This window comes from Azospirillum griseum (genome assembly GCF_003966125.1).
Taxonomy (GTDB): domain Bacteria; phylum Pseudomonadota; class Alphaproteobacteria; order Azospirillales; family Azospirillaceae; genus Azospirillum; species Azospirillum griseum.
The window spans coordinates 18702-32346 of sequence record NZ_RXMA01000014.1 but is presented as its reverse complement, the minus strand read 5'-3'; the positions used below and the strand labels follow the sequence as shown (position 1 = coordinate 32346).

The 13645-nt window shown below is 66.8% G+C and carries 14 protein-coding genes; 8 read left to right on the top strand and 6 right to left on the bottom strand.

What is annotated here, in order from left to right:
• Positions 1–199: 199 nt before the first annotated feature.
• Positions 200–1105 carry a helix-turn-helix domain-containing protein gene (locus EJ903_RS15205; RefSeq protein ID WP_158627941.1) on the bottom strand — a complete coding sequence of 302 codons (906 nt, stop codon included), beginning with the start codon at positions 1103–1105 and terminating at the stop codon, positions 200–202.
• A gap of 435 nt (positions 1106–1540) precedes the next feature.
• Here EJ903_RS15205 and EJ903_RS15200 point away from each other — a divergent pair, with 435 nt between their 5' ends.
• Positions 1541–1930 carry a hypothetical protein gene (locus tag EJ903_RS15200; protein ID WP_126616915.1) on the top strand — a complete coding sequence of 130 codons (390 nt, stop codon included), beginning with the start codon at positions 1541–1543 and terminating at the stop codon, positions 1928–1930.
• 67 nt (positions 1931–1997) lie between these two features.
• Here the strand turns inward: EJ903_RS15200 and EJ903_RS15195 are convergent, their stop codons facing one another.
• The gene (locus EJ903_RS15195; protein ID WP_126616913.1) at positions 1998–2495 is read right to left on the bottom strand and encodes a response regulator; all 498 of its coding nucleotides are present in this window, start codon (positions 2493–2495) and stop codon (positions 1998–2000) included.
• Between the two features lie 121 nt (positions 2496–2616).
• The gene (locus EJ903_RS15190; protein WP_126616911.1) at positions 2617–3438 is read right to left on the bottom strand and encodes an IclR family transcriptional regulator; all 822 of its coding nucleotides are present in this window, start codon (positions 3436–3438) and stop codon (positions 2617–2619) included.
• 173 nt (positions 3439–3611) lie between these two features.
• Here EJ903_RS15190 and EJ903_RS15185 point away from each other — a divergent pair, with 173 nt between their 5' ends.
• The 7 genes from EJ903_RS15185 to EJ903_RS15155 are packed head-to-tail and all read left to right on the top strand — an operon-like array spanning position 3612 to position 10296.
• Positions 3612–4703 carry an ABC transporter ATP-binding protein gene (locus tag EJ903_RS15185; RefSeq protein WP_126616909.1) on the top strand — a complete coding sequence of 364 codons (1092 nt, stop codon included), beginning with the start codon at positions 3612–3614 and terminating at the stop codon, positions 4701–4703.
• Complete coding sequence (locus EJ903_RS15180) at positions 4703–5563, top strand: ABC transporter permease (protein ID WP_126616907.1); 861 nt, start codon at positions 4703–4705, stop codon at positions 5561–5563. Before EJ903_RS15185 ends, EJ903_RS15180 begins: the two co-directional genes overlap by 1 nt.
• A 7-nt stretch (positions 5564–5570) precedes the next feature.
• Positions 5571–6365 (top strand): ABC transporter permease, encoded by a 795-nt coding sequence (locus EJ903_RS15175; RefSeq protein ID WP_126616905.1) that lies wholly within the window; start codon positions 5571–5573, stop codon positions 6363–6365.
• Between the two features lie 28 nt (positions 6366–6393).
• Positions 6394–6705, top strand: a complete 312-nt coding sequence (locus tag EJ903_RS15170) for a (2Fe-2S)-binding protein (RefSeq protein ID WP_126616903.1) — start codon at positions 6394–6396, stop codon at positions 6703–6705.
• Positions 6702–8084: an FAD/NAD(P)-dependent oxidoreductase gene (locus EJ903_RS15165; protein ID WP_342772174.1), complete on the top strand. Its 1383-nt coding sequence runs from the start codon at positions 6702–6704 to the stop codon at positions 8082–8084. Before EJ903_RS15170 ends, EJ903_RS15165 begins: the two co-directional genes overlap by 4 nt.
• Positions 8081–9199, top strand: coding sequence for an NAD(P)/FAD-dependent oxidoreductase (locus EJ903_RS15160; RefSeq protein WP_126616899.1), 1119 nt, complete (start codon positions 8081–8083; stop codon positions 9197–9199). Before EJ903_RS15165 ends, EJ903_RS15160 begins: the two co-directional genes overlap by 4 nt.
• Before the next feature lie 29 nt (positions 9200–9228).
• Positions 9229–10296 (top strand): ABC transporter substrate-binding protein, encoded by a 1068-nt coding sequence (locus tag EJ903_RS15155; RefSeq protein WP_126616897.1) that lies wholly within the window; start codon positions 9229–9231, stop codon positions 10294–10296.
• Positions 10297–10416: 120 nt separating this feature from the next.
• On the opposite strand, the gene EJ903_RS15150 is transcribed toward EJ903_RS15155, so the two are convergent.
• The 3 genes from EJ903_RS15150 to xylF all read right to left on the bottom strand — a co-directional run bounded on the left by EJ903_RS15150 (position 10417) and on the right by xylF (position 13626).
• Positions 10417–11220 carry an ATP-binding cassette domain-containing protein gene (locus EJ903_RS15150; protein ID WP_126616895.1) on the bottom strand — a complete coding sequence of 268 codons (804 nt, stop codon included), beginning with the start codon at positions 11218–11220 and terminating at the stop codon, positions 10417–10419.
• A gap of 11 nt (positions 11221–11231) precedes the next feature.
• A complete protein-coding gene (locus EJ903_RS15145; protein WP_126616893.1) occupies positions 11232–12485 on the bottom strand; it encodes a sugar ABC transporter permease in 1254 nt (417 codons plus the stop codon).
• Positions 12486–12573: 88 nt separating this feature from the next.
• Positions 12574–13626, bottom strand: a complete 1053-nt coding sequence (gene xylF / locus EJ903_RS15140; protein WP_126616891.1) for a D-xylose ABC transporter substrate-binding protein — start codon at positions 13624–13626, stop codon at positions 12574–12576.
• Positions 13627–13645 lie beyond the last annotated feature (19 nt).

The window sequence follows — 13645 nt, the reverse complement described above, 5'->3', positions numbered from 1 at the left end:
ACCACTGAAAACACGGACACCCTGGCGGGTTTGTGGGTCTCGGGCCTCCCCTGGGTTCTGGTTGTTGCCGCACCACCCCGGTGAGTGTCCGAAGCGGTGCAGGAGAAGCAGTATCCCGCTGATTGTTTGCCCTATAGACGATTTCGGCCAAACCAATCGTGCCCCGTGGCCGGAATCTTCCAAAATCATTGCGGCTCGCTCACAGCGCGCCCACCTCCATCATGCGGGTTTGCCCAACCTGTTGAATCCGATAGGCGGAGGGCGTCACCCCCATGGTCTGCCGGAACACGCGCGTCATGTGGCTTTGATCGGCGAAACCGGCGGCGACCGCGATTTCAGCCAGACACAGCCGGTTGGAGGCGATCATCCCGCAAGCCCGTTCGATGCGGCGGGACAGCACGAACTGATGCGGGCTTTGCCCGGTGGTGGCGTTCAGCGCGCGGCGGAAATGGCGCAGGCTGAGACCGACCAGGCGGGCCATGTCGTCCAGCGACAACGATCCGTCAAGCGTCTCGTCAACATAGGCGATCAACCGGGTCAGATCGCGCGGGGCCAATGGCCCCGAGGCCCGGATGTCGGATTGCCCGTGTGTCGCCACCGCATCCAGCCAGGTCAGCAGGGTGGCGATCAACGACTCTCCCGTCACATCCCCCGCCGGTGATCCCTGCGCAAGATCATGCGCGAGGGCGGCCATCAGGCTGTTGATCATCGGCAGGAGGGTGATTGTTCCACGAAACCGGTCAAAGCACCCGGACCGCAAGGGTTGGTCGATGATGGTTTCGACGCGCTGGGTTTCCACGAACAAAAACTGATTGCGGGTTCCGGTGCGTGTTTCGCATCGCTGTTCGTCACCGGGCAGGTTGACCCGGCACCCGGCCTCCCGCGTGGTCCATGCGGCGTTCTTCTTGAGCGGCCTGTGCTGCCCGGGCTGGCGATAGAGCTGCAGGCAGAAGCGTGTGTGACCATGGTCGGTCACATTGTGGGGGGTGCCCTGAACCTCGGCGAAAAAGCTCTCCCGCCATCCGCTGCCTTTGCTGGTCAGGAGGAAGGTCGGCGCGTTCTTCTGGGTATAGAGGCTTTCCGGACCCTGTCCTGGAGCAATCATGATCCCCCCACTGTGGTCATTCACCGCGCGCAGCCCCACACGCCAAGCGCCACTTGAACGCCCGCAATACATTCCATTTTTATAACTGATATACAACATAACAAAAAATGCAACCTCCGTCCACACCTTGCCACCGCCGAATCGGTGCGCGGCGGTGGGCTGAACAAGAGGCTGGACGCGCAGTTGCAAAGCAACGCGGACGACAAGCCAGCGTGTTCCCGCATCGCGTCCCTGTCCCTGGCCGCTGTCAAAGTCTGGATATCAACCCTTGCCAGCAGGTCCAAATCTGGAATCTTCCTGGACATCCGCCTCTTTCTTCGGGAGAACTGGCAAGATCATGACGCGCGGATGCATCCAGACGTGAGTTCAGAACCGTAGTTGGGAAATCGACCTGCGCAAACAGGACCGTGTTGAACGCCAACGATTGGAGAGACCATGAGACGCGATTTGCCCTTTCTGTTCCTGGCGCTGATCTATCTGCTGTGTGGCGAGGTGATGGGGATGGTGATGGGGTCCAGCGGGGATTTCACGCTGGCACCGGCGCACGCCCACCTCAACCTTCTCGGATGGGTGTCCTGCGCGCTGTTTGGCATTGTGCACCGGCTGTTTCCGGCGATGGAACGTCACCGGCTGGCGGGGCCGCAATTCTGGATGGCCGCGATTTTCGGGGCGCTTTTCCCCGGCGGGATCGCCGTTTCCATTCTTTGGGGCGATCCCCGTTTGGCGATTGCCGCATCCATCGGCTGGTTCGTGGCGACGCTGCTTTTCCTGATCATGCTGGCGAGCGTTGCCCGGTCCCAGCGAAACGCTGAAAGCAACGGATAGCGGCCCGGCTCGTTGGGAGCCGCCCCGTTCGCATCAAGCGCCGCGCCCGATGGCGTCGGTTCGAACATCAGGCGGGGGTGGCTTCGATGGAGGGTGGGGAGGCGGGGGATTCCGCCGGTTGTGCCGTGGCGTCCAGCCTTCGCAGCGTCGGAACCGTGCTGTTGCACAGCTTCGCAACCAGAGCCACCAGCCGTTTGGGAATCAGCGGCTTGACCAGATAGCCGTTGGCACCAGCCTTCAGCGCGGCCATGACGAGCTTCTCGTCGGCGTGCGCGGTCAGCATGATGATCGGCACACGGTTCACCCGAGGCGTGGCGTTGGCGCGCACCGATTTGACGAACTGGATGCCGTTCATCCCCTCCATCACGATGTCGCAGATCACCAGATCGAAGAGGTCGGCGTGCAGCTTGCGCAAGGCGTCCTCGCCGCTGGCGGCGTGGGTGACGTGCGCGATGCCGAACGACACCAGGATCTTGTTCAGAAGATCGCGGGTGAAGTCGTTGTCTTCGGTGATGAGCACAGACAACCCGCGATGGTCGCGGATCAGGTAATCTTCGGTCGCCATGGCGGACTCTGCGCGGGTTTGGACGGTCTGGCCTTCCTGATTATGGCAGAATTGTTAAGAATCCGGACCGTTTTCCTTGGTCTGTGGGTAGGGGTTTTCTCTGAAGGCCTGATGGTCGGCGTCAACTCGCCCCGCTGCCCAGCACCGCCGCCGGGCGGCGCAGCACCGGGTCGAACGGGTTCAATTGGCGGCACACCCCGGCGGCTTCGCGCTTGAGAATGTCCACCACCACCGGCAACCGTTCCTCGTTCAGCCGTTCGGTGATGGTCCCGACGCTGAGCGCGGCCACCGCGTGGCCTTCGCGGTCCAGCACCGGAACCGCCACGCCCGACATGCCGGGCAAAAGGCCGGTGGAGCGGCTGGCGTAACCCAGATCGCGGACCCGCGCGATTTCCGTGCGCAAATACACCTCGTCCAGAATCCCCACCCCCTGCATCCGGGGCAGGTTGAAACGGATCACCTCCTCCCGCTCCTCGTCGGGGAGAAAGGCCAGGATGGCAAGGCTGCCCTGGCCCACGCCCAACGTCACCCGGCCGCCGATGTCGCCGGTGAAGGAGCGGATCGGAAACGGCCCCTCGCTGCGGTCCAGGCACACGGCGTCAAAGCCGCTGCGCACCAGCAGGAAAATCGTGTCGCGCAGCGTCGCCGACAGGCGGAGCATGATCGGGCGGCAGATGTCGCGCAGATTGTTGGGGTTGCCCGCCCGCGCGGCCATGGTGAACAGGTCGATGCCCAGCCGGTAGCGCTTGGTGGATTTGTCGGCCTCGACCATCCCTTCCTCCACCAGCGTTTTCAGGATGCGGTGGACGGTGGGCGGGGTCAGGTTCAGATCGCGGGCGATGTCGGTCAGCCGCGCCCCGGACTCGTTGCTGTCGGCCAGCATCCGCAGGATGGCGATGCCGCGCTGCAAACTGGATTTCGCGCCCGCGTCGTCGGTGGTCATCGCTGGTTCCCATCAAAAGCGTTCATGGCCAAAGCGCCCCATTTATTCCGTATATCGGAAACTTTCTCAAATAGTTTTCTCTATGCGGAAAAGTCCGTTGACGCCGAACGGTCACACACGGAACCATCAGCCTCAACAGGTGAGGCCCAACGGACCAAGAGGGAGAAGCCCCGGTGTCGTTCCTCGAATTGCAAGACATCACCAAAAGCTACGGCACGCTGAACGCCGTCAGCGACGTTACCTTGTCGGTCGAGAAGGGCGAGTTTGTCTCTCTGCTGGGGCCGTCGGGCTGCGGCAAGACGACGACGCTTCAGATGATCGCCGGATTCGTGGAACCAACCTCCGGGACCATCCGGCTGGATGGGCGCGACATCACGCACGCAAAGGCCAACTCGCGCGGCCTGGGCATCGTGTTCCAGAGCTACGCGCTGTTCCCGCACATGACGGTGTTCGACAACGTCTGTTTCGGGTTGGAGATGCAGCGCGTGCCCAAGGGCGAGCGCCGACCCCGTGTGGAGGAGGCGCTGGAACTGGTGCATCTGGCGGCCTACGCCGGGCGGTATCCGCGCGAATTGTCGGGCGGCCAGCGCCAGCGCGTGGCGCTCGCCCGCGCCATCGTCATCCGCCCGCCGGTGCTGCTGCTCGACGAGCCGCTGTCCAATCTGGACGCCAAGCTGCGCGAGGCCATGCAGTTCGAGCTGCGCGACATCCAGCGCAAGGTCGGGACCACCACGGTGATGGTGACGCACGATCAGGCCGAAGCCTTTTCCATCAGCGACCGCGTGGTGGTGATGGAAAGCGGCCGCATCACCCAGATCGATCAGCCCTACCGCATCTACGAACACCCGGAGACGGAGTTCATCTCCCGCTTCGTCGGCAAGACCAACCTGTTGCCCGGCACGGTGCAGGCGGTCAACGACCGCGCCGCCACGGTGTCGCTGGGCGGGGTTCCGGTGGAGATCGACGCCGGGGCGCTGGTGCGCGGCGACACGGTGACGCTGTGCATCCGCCCGGAAAAGCTGCGCCTGACCGGAAGCGGTCTTGGCCGTTTGCCCGGACGGGTGGCGGAACGCTACTTCCTGGGCAGCCAATGGCTCTACCACATCGACGGGCCGCTGGGCACGTTGATGGCGGTGACGCCGAACGACGGCTCCGCGCCGCTGGACACCGGTGAGCCGGTGGGGCTGGATTGGACTCCGTCGGTTGTCCGTGTCCATCGCGGCCGTCTGGCCGAGGCCCCCGATCCGACGCTGGAGGCGCATTGATGAGCGCCGCCCCCGCCCGGCTGCCGACGCCGCTGATCCTGTCGGCCCCCGCCGCGCTGCTGTTCGGCGCGCTGATCCTGACGCCGCTGGTGCTGACGGCGCTGCTGTCCTTCAACGAGTTCGAGCACGCGACCGGGCGCACCCATGGCTTTACCGTCGCGCATTACGCGTCGGTGTTGAGCGACAGCTACTATTTGGAAATTTTCCTGCGAACCTTCCGCGTGGCGGCGCTGGCCACCGCCATCTGCGTGGTGATCGGCGTGCCGGAGGCCTACATCCTCAGCCGGATGCGCAACCCGTGGCGGTCGGTGTTCCTGCTGGTGGTGCTGGCCCCGCTGCTGGTGTCGGTGGTGGTCCGCGCCTTTGGCTGGAGCATGCTGCTGGGGCCGGAAGGCCCGGTGAACGCGGCGCTGATGGCGCTGGGCTTTGGCCGGATGCGCCTGCTCTACAGCGAGGGCACGGTCATCGTCGCCCTGGTCCACGTCATGCTGCCCTTCATGGTCATCCCGGTCTGGACCTCCTTGCAAAAGCTCGATCCGGCGGTGGAGCAGGCGGCGTTGTCCTTTGGTGCCTCGCGCGCCACGGCGATCGTCCGGGTGGTCGCCCCGCAGATCCTGCCGGGCATCCTGTCGGGCAGCCTGATCGTCTTCGGTCTCAGCGCCAGCGCCTTCGCCATCCCCGGCCTGTTGGGCGGGCGGCGGCTGAAGATGGTCGCGACCATCGTCTACGACCAGTATCTCAGCGATCTCAATTGGCCGATGGGGGCGGCGGTCGCCGTGCTGCTGCTGGCGGCCAATCTCATCGTCATGCTGACCTATCACCGCGTGGTGGAAGGTCATTACCGCCGCCGACTGGGGTGAGGCCATCATGACCCGCAACGGACCCATCGCCCTGATCTTCCACAGCCTGGTCGTGCTGTTCATGCTGGCCCCGTTGGCGATCGTCTGTCTGGTCGCCTTCACCCCGGAAAACACCCTGTCGCTGCCCACGCGCGGCCTGTCGCTGCGCTGGTTCGAGGCGGTGTTCCGCCACCCCGATTTCGTCCAATCCTTTTGGAACAGCCTGTGGCTGGCCTTGCTGTCGGCGACGCTGGCGGTGGTGCTGGCGGTTCCGGCGGCCTTGGCGATCACCCGCTGGGAGTTTCGCGGGCGCGGTTTCCTCAACGCGCTGTTCCTGTCGCCGCTCATCATCCCGCATCTGGTGTTGGGCGTGGCGATGCTGCGGCTGTTCGCGCTGGTCGGGGCGACGGGCAGCTTTGGGTGGCTGGTGGCCGCGCACATCGTCATCGTCACCCCCTATGTCATGCGCCTGCTGATCGCCGCCATCACCGGCTTCGACCGCAGCGTCGAGCAGGCGGCCTATTCGCTGGGGGCGAGCGAGGCGACGGTGTTCCGCCGCGTCACATTGCCGATGATCCTGCCCGGCGTGACCGGCGGCTGGCTCATCGCCTTCATCAACAGCTTCGACGAGCTGACCATGTCCATCTTCATCACCTCGCCGTCCACGGTGACGCTGCCGGTGCGGATGTACATGTACGCCACCGAATCCATCGACCCGATGATGGCGGCGGTGTCGGCGATCATCGTCGGCATCACGGCGGTCGCGGTTCTGCTGCTCGACCGCGTGTATGGCCTGGACCGGATCCTGGTCGGCCAGCACTGACACCCCCAGTCGCAAGAAGGGCACCATCATGGCTTTGTTGCAGCGCGTGGCCGAGCAGGGCCGCCGTGTGGTCCGCTTCACGCTCGACGGCCGCCCGGTCGAGGCGTTGGAGGGCGACACCATCCTGACCGCCATGCTGACCAACGGCGATCACCTGCGCCGGTCGGAGTTCGCCGACAGCCCGCGCGCCGGTTTCTGCCTGATGGGGGCCTGTCAGGATTGCTGGGTGCGGACGGAGGAGGGCGATCGGCTGCGCGCCTGCGGCACCTTCATCGCCGAGGGCATGCGGCTGGTCAGCGCCAGCGAATGGACCGCTGCGGGCGGGGAGGGGCAGCCGTGACCCGCGCCCTGTCGCCCGTCATCGTCGGGGCCGGCCCGGCGGGCATCCGCGCGGCGGAGGCGCTGGTCGCCGCCGGTCTGCGCCCGGTGCTGATCGACGAGGCCGCGCGCGGCGGCGGCCAGATCTACCGCCAACCGCCCGATGGTGGCTTCACCCGCCCGAAAACCGCGCTCTACGGGACGGAGGCGGCCAAGGCCGACGCCGTTCATCGCGCCCTGGACCGGATCCGCGACCGCGTCGATTACCGCCCGCGCACGCTGGTGTGGAACTGCGAGCGCGGCGCGCTCGACCTGCTGTGCGACGGGGTGACGGACACGATTCCTTATGGCCCGCTCATTCTGGCGACCGGTGCCACCGACCGGGTTCTGCCCTTTCCCGGTTGGACGCTGCCCGGCGTCTTCACCCTGGGCGGGTCGCAGGTGGCCTTGAAGTTCCAGGGCTGCGCCATCGGGCGGCGGGTTGCCTTTCTCGGCACCGGGCCGCTGCTCTATCTGGTCGCCTGCCAGTATCTCAAGGCCGGGGTCGAGGTGGCGGGCGTGTTCGACACCACGCCGCAGACGGTCCAGGCCCGCGCCCTGCCGGGGATGCTGCGCGATCCGGCGACGTTGGCCAAGGGGCTGGCGCTGGTCGGTTGGCTGCGGCTGCACGGTGTGCCGGTCCATCACGGAATCCGTCCCATCGCGGTGGAGGGGGAGGGCAGGGTGCGCGCCCTGCGCGTCCGCCACGGCGCGGGTGAGATTGCGGTGGAGTGTGACGCCGTGGCCTTCGGCCTTGGCTTGCGCTCTGAAACCCAACTGGCCGATCTGGCGGGTTGCGCCTTCCGCTTTGATCCGATGGATCGGGCGTGGTTGCCGGTGCGGGATACGGCGGGGCGGACCTCCGTTCCCGGCCTTTATATCGCGGGCGACGGCGGCGGCATCGCTGGGGCCGACGCGGCGGAGCTGGCGGGGGAGCGCGCCGCACGCGCCGCGTTGGAGGACGCCGGTCTGCCGGTCGATGCCGCACGGGTGGCGTGGCTGGATCGCCGTCTGGCGCGCGTCGCCGCCTTCCGCCGGGCGCTCAACGCCGCCTTCCCCTTTCCGCAGGATTGGGCCGCGACCATCCCCGACGATCTGATGCTGTGCCGGTGCGAGGGCGTCAGCGCCGGAACCCTGCGCGGGGTCGGCCAACGCGGCGAGGCGCGCGAGATCAACCGCGCCAAGGCCCTGACCCGCGTCGGCATGGGACGCTGCCAGGGCCGCGTTTGCGGGGCCGCCGCCGCCGAATTGCTGGCGGGTGCGTTGGGCGTTGGTCCCGACGCGGTCGGGCGTCTGCGGGCGCAACCGCCGATCAAGCCCTTGCCCATCACCGCCACCCCGGTCCAGGAGGCCACGCCGTGACGGAGCACATCCATTGCGACGTCGCCATCGTTGGCGGCGGCATCGTCGGCGGGTCCGCCGCCCTGTTTCTGCGCGAGATGGGCTTTTCCGTCACGCTGCTGGAGCGCGATTGGTGCGGGGCGAAGGCCAGCGGCGTCAATTTCGGTGGGGTGCGGCGTCAGGGCCGCCCGCTGGAGCAACTGCCGCTGTCGCAGCGCGCGCACGCGATCTGGGGCCGGTTGCCGGAATTGCTGGGAACCGACGCCGAATACATCCGCTCCGGCCATCTCAAGCTGGCGCGCAGCGAGGCCGATCTGGACTCGCTGATCGCCTACAAGGAGCGCAGCGCCGGGTTCGGTCTGGATTTGGAGATCATCGCCGGGGACGCCTTCCGCCGCCGCTTTCCGGCCCTGGGCGACCGCGCCGTCGGCGGCTCCCTGTGTCCCGAGGATGGGCACGCGAACCCGCGTCTGGTCTCCCCCGCCTTCGCCCGTGCCGCCGCCGCGCGCGGGGCCATCGTGCGCGAGCAGACTCCGGTGGACCGGGTGTCACGCGACGGCGACCGCTTCGTGCTGGTCAGCGGCGACGCGCTGGAGGTGCGGGCGCGTGTGCTGCTGAACACGGCGGGCGCGTGGTCGCACCGCATCGCCACCGCGTTCGACGAACCGGTCCCGCTGGAATCCCTGCACCCCAACATGGCCGTCACCGAACCGCTGCCGCGTTTTCTGGACGTCAACATCGGGGTCGAGGGCGGCGGGGTCTATGGGCGGCAGGTGCCGCGCGGCAACATGGTGGTGGGTGGTGGGCGCGGTTTCGCGCTCGACCCCGACCGCGCCCGGCCGCAGCGCGACGCCGTGCTGACGCTGATGCGCGACGCGGCGGAGCTGTTTCCCCAGATCGCCAAGGCCCACGTCATCCGCTGCTGGACCGGGGTGGAGGGCTACACACCCGACCGCAACCCGATCATCGGCCCCAGCCGCACCACCCCCAACCTGTTCCACGCCTTCGGCTTTTCCGGTGCCGGGTTCCAGATCGGCCCGGCGGTGGGGGAGGCGCTGGCCGAACTGGTCCGCGACGGCCGCAGCACGGCCCCGCTGGACGCCTTCCGCATCGATCGTTTCCCGCCCACCCCGTAACGTTTCGCCATCCAACCAGGAGGACCGTCATGCCCACCCCGCGTTCGCTGCCCCGCACCGGCCTTGCCGTCGCCGCCATCGCTCTGGCCGCCGGTCTGGCCGTCACGTCGCCCGCCGCCGCGCAGACCAAGACGGTCTACATCGGCATGAACGGCGGCACGATGGAGAAGACCTACACCGAGAACGTCTTCCCGGCCTTTGAAAAGGCCACAGGCATCAAGGTCGTGGTGGTTCCGGGGACCTCGTCGGACATCCTGGCCAAGCTTCAGGCGCAAAAGGACAACCCGCAAATGCACGTCGTCTTCCTCGACGACGGGTTGATGTACCGGGCCATCGGCATGGGGCTGTGCCAGAAGACCGAGCCGTCGCCGGTGCTGGACGAGGTTTATCCGTCCTCCCGCATGAAGGGCGACATGGCGGTCGGCGTCAACATGGGCATGACCGGGCTGGCCTACAACAAGAAGATGTTCGACGAAAAGGGTTGGGCCGCCCCGACCTCCTGGATGGATTTGGCCGATCCCAAATACAAGGGAAAGATCGTCGTTCAGTCGGCGGCCAGCAGCACCTTCGGCCTGCACGCCTTCCTGATGTACAACCGCATCCAGGGCGGGACGGAATCCAACGTCGAACCGGGCTTCACCACCTGGCGCAAGACCATCGGCCCGAACGTGCTGGAATACATCCCCAGCTCCGCCAAGATCGCCGAAATGGTGCAGACCGGCGAAGCGGCCATCTTCCCGCTGACCCCGACCGGCGTCGGCAGCCTGAAGGAAAAGGGCATCCCGGTCGAATACGCCCAGCCCAAGGAAGGCTCGGTCGTGCTGATGGTCGGGCAATGCGTGGTCAACAAGAACCCGGACAACGCCGCCGCGCAAAAGCTCGCCGCCTATCTGCTGGGCCAGGAGGCGCAGCTCGCCGCCCTGAAGTTCGGCGCGCAGATCCCGTCCAACACCAAGGTTTCCGCCCCGGCGGAGGTCGCCGACGCCATGGCCAAGTTCCAGGGCTACATGAAGACCGCCAACACGGTGGATTGGGACGTCATCAACGAGAAGCGCCCGGATTGGAACCAGCGCTGGAACAAGGAAATCGAACGCTGATCTTGCGCCGACCGATGGGGGTGTCGATGGACGACGCCCCCGTCGGTTGGCACAAACGCGGCCCTGTGGGTGGCAACCGTGTGACTGGCGGGCATCACGCGGCAGCGGGTGTCCGGCCTGTCAGGGCGACGCGCCCGGTCCCGGCGTGGCGCCGGGCGGGCATTTGCCCAGGATGATCATGCCCAGCACCTCGTCCTTGGTCACGTCGGACACGCGGGCGCTGCCGACGAGCTTGCCGTTCTTCATCACATGGACACGGTCGGCCAGATCGAACACGTCGTGGATGTCGTGGGAAATCAGGAAGATGCCGATGCCTTCCTTTTTCAACTGCAACACCAGATCGCCCACCTGCTTGGTTTCCGCCGGTCCCAGCGCGGCGGTGGGTTCGTCCATGATGAGGACGCGGGCGTTGAAGTGGATGGCGCGCGCGATCGCCACCGATTGGCGTTGGCCACCCGACAGCGCCTTCACCGGTTCCTTGAAGCGGCGGAAATGCGGATTCAGACGGCCCATGACGGCGCGGGCCTCCGCCTCCATCGCGTGGTCGTCCAGCGTGCCCCAGCGGGTCAGCCGCTCGCGGCCCAGGAAGATGTTCGCGGCGGCGTCCACATTGTCGGCCAGCGCCAGCGTCTGATAGATGGTTTCGATGCCATAGCGCTTGGCGTCGCGCGGGCTGGCGATGTGGGCCAACTCGCCGTTGATGCGGATCTCGCCCTGATCGGCGGGGTAGGCCCCCGACAGGATTTTGATGAGCGTCGATTTGCCGGCCCCGTTGTGGCCGAGCAGCCCGACCACCTCGCCGGGGTGCAGATCGACCGACACGCCGTCGACCGCCTTGATGCCGCCAAAGGCGATGGACACGTCGCGCATCTCGACCAGCGGGATGCCACGGCCACCGGTGTGTTGGCTTGCGGTGCTGTTCATGTCAGGCCCCCTCACTTCACGCCGCGACGATAGATCGTGTCGATGTAGACGGCGGCGACCAGCACGATGCCGACGACGATGTTCTGCATCGGCGTGTCCACCCCCAGCAAGACCATGCCCGATTGCAGCGACTGCATCACCAGCGCCCCCAGCATCGCACCGTGGATGGTCCCGACGCCGCCCGCCAGCGAGGTGCCGCCGATGATGGCGGCGGCGATGACGTACAGCTCGTCCAAGGTGCCGTTGGCGTTGGTGGCGGCGTTCAGGCGGGCGGTGGCGATGCAGGCCGACAGGCCGCACAGCGCCCCCATCAGGCCGAACACCGACACCATCACCCAGCGGGTGTTGATGCCCGACAGCTCCGCCGCTTCCGGATTGCCGCCGATGGCGAAGACGTAGCGGCCAAAGCGGGTGCGGCTGGACAGGAACGTCACCAGCGCACCGACCGCCAGCGCGATCAGGACCGGGATGGCGAAGCCGTGGGCGATCAGCGGCAGGTCGCCGTCGGTCGCCAGCCCTTGCGCCTCCATCATCCGCCGCACGATGGGAGCGGGCAGGGGATAGGCGTTGACGACCAGCACCGCGCCCAGAATGACGGCGGTCAGCAGGGCGATGACCACGCCCTCCGCCCACAGCGGGCGGACCGGAAAGCCGTAGTGCGCGCGCCGCCGACGGCTGGCCAACAGCACGGCGATGGCCAGCAGGGCGGCGGCGATGCCCACCATCCAGCTTGGGCCTGCCCCGATGGCCCCTTCGAAGCCACCGCCCAGCCGTTTGAACAGGCTGTCCATCGGCGCGACGGTCTGGCCGGTCGTGACCCACCAGGCCCCGCCACGCCAGACCAGCAGGCCGCCCAGCGACACGATGAAGGACGACACGCCGAGAAAGGCGATGAGGACGCCCTGGAACGCCCCGATGGCCCCGCCGACGGCGATGCCGACCAGCACCGCGACCACCCAGGTCAGCGGGTGGTCGAAACCCCAGAGGTCGGGCAGAAACTGGGTCTGGACCACGCCGATGATCATGCCGGTGAAGCCCAGGATGGAGCCGACCGACAGGTCGATGTTGCGGGTGACGATCACCAGCACCATGCCGGTCGCCATGACGGCGATGGACGCCGCCTGCACCGACAGGTTCCACAGATTGCGGGGGGTGAGGAAAGCGCCGCCGGTCAGGATGTCGAAGCCGATCCAGATCACGGCCAGCGCCCCGATCATGCCGATCAGGCGGAGATCCAGCTCCAAGGCTCGCAGGGCGTTGCGCATGCTTGGTCCATTGTTCGTGTCAAATCACAGACGGGAAACCCCGCCGCGCGCGTCAGCGGCGCGCGGCGGGGTCGGGAGAGGCTGTGGATCAGTCGCAGACCTTGACGGACCCCTTCTTCACACCCTGGCAAACCACGTCCTTCGTCACCCAACCGGCGTCGATGACGAGGTTCAGGTTGTCCTTGGTGATCGGAATCGGCGTCAGGAACAGCGAGGTCATCTTCTGCTTCTTCGGACCGCCGTCGAAGGTGGTGGCCCCGGCGACCGCCTTCATGGCCTTGCCGCCCGCCAGATCGATGGCGATTTCCGCCGCGCGGCGGCCCAGCTCACGGGCGTCCTTCCACACCGACACGGTTTGCGTGCCCTGCGCGATGCGGTTCAGCGCGGCCTTGTCGCCGTCCTGGCCCGAGACGGGCACGGTTCCGGCCAGACCCTGGGCGCTCAACGCCGCCACGGCACCGCCCGCCGTGCCGTCGTTGGAGGCGACCACGGCGTCCACCTTGTTGTTCGCCTTGGTCAGGATCTGTTCCATGTTCTTCTGGGCGTTGGCGGGCAGCCACTTGTCGGTGTAGGCCTCGCCCACGCTCTTCACGTCGCCGCGCGACATGGCGTCCTTCAGCACCTCCATCTGACCGGCGAAGAGGAAATCGGCGTTCGGATCGGTCGAGGATCCCTTGATGAAGGCGTAGTTGCCCTTGGGCTTGGCCGCCAGAACGGCGCGGGCCTGCATCCGGCCCACTTCCTTGTTGTCGAAGGTGATGTAGAAGGCCGACGGGATTTCGATCAGGCGGTCATAGCCGACGACCGGAATGCCTTCCGCCGCCGCCTTTTCCACCGCCGGGCGGATGGCGTCGGAATCCTGCGCCAGAATGATCAGCGCCTTGGCCCCGCGCGCGATCAGCGCCTCGATGTCCGAAAGCTGCTTGGCGGGGGAGGATTGGGCGTCCGCCGAGACATAGGTGCCACCGGCCTTTTCGATCACCGCCTTGATGGCGGCCTCGTCGGTCTTCCACCGCTCTTCCTGGAAGTTGGACCAGGACACGCCGATGGTCGGCCCGGCGGCCAGCGCCACACCGGCGGTCATGGTGGCGGACATCGTCAGGAACAGACCGGCGAGCGTGGACGCGATGCGCTGTTTCATCGTTGTTTTTCCTCCCAGA

Excerpts from the sequence above, each read along its gene's own strand:
- EJ903_RS15205 (WP_158627941.1), bottom strand. The coding sequence starts at position 1,105 with ATGATTGCTCCAGGACAGGGTCCGGAAAGCCTCTATACCCAGAAGAAC.
- EJ903_RS15200 (WP_126616915.1), top strand. The coding sequence starts at position 1,541 with ATGAGACGCGATTTGCCCTTTCTGTTCCTGGCGCTGATCTATCTGCTG.
- EJ903_RS15195 (WP_126616913.1), bottom strand. The coding sequence starts at position 2,495 with ATGGCGACCGAAGATTACCTGATCCGCGACCATCGCGGGTTGTCTGTG.
- EJ903_RS15190 (WP_126616911.1), bottom strand. The coding sequence starts at position 3,438 with ATGACCACCGACGACGCGGGCGCGAAATCCAGTTTGCAGCGCGGCATC.
- EJ903_RS15180 (WP_126616907.1), top strand. The coding sequence starts at position 4,703 with ATGAGCGCCGCCCCCGCCCGGCTGCCGACGCCGCTGATCCTGTCGGCC.
- EJ903_RS15175 (WP_126616905.1), top strand. The coding sequence starts at position 5,571 with ATGACCCGCAACGGACCCATCGCCCTGATCTTCCACAGCCTGGTCGTG.
- EJ903_RS15170 (WP_126616903.1), top strand. The coding sequence starts at position 6,394 with ATGGCTTTGTTGCAGCGCGTGGCCGAGCAGGGCCGCCGTGTGGTCCGC.
- EJ903_RS15155 (WP_126616897.1), top strand. The coding sequence starts at position 9,229 with ATGCCCACCCCGCGTTCGCTGCCCCGCACCGGCCTTGCCGTCGCCGCC.
- EJ903_RS15150 (WP_126616895.1), bottom strand. The coding sequence starts at position 11,220 with ATGAACAGCACCGCAAGCCAACACACCGGTGGCCGTGGCATCCCGCTG.
- EJ903_RS15145 (WP_126616893.1), bottom strand. The coding sequence starts at position 12,485 with ATGCGCAACGCCCTGCGAGCCTTGGAGCTGGATCTCCGCCTGATCGGC.
- xylF (WP_126616891.1), bottom strand. The coding sequence starts at position 13,626 with ATGAAACAGCGCATCGCGTCCACGCTCGCCGGTCTGTTCCTGACGATG.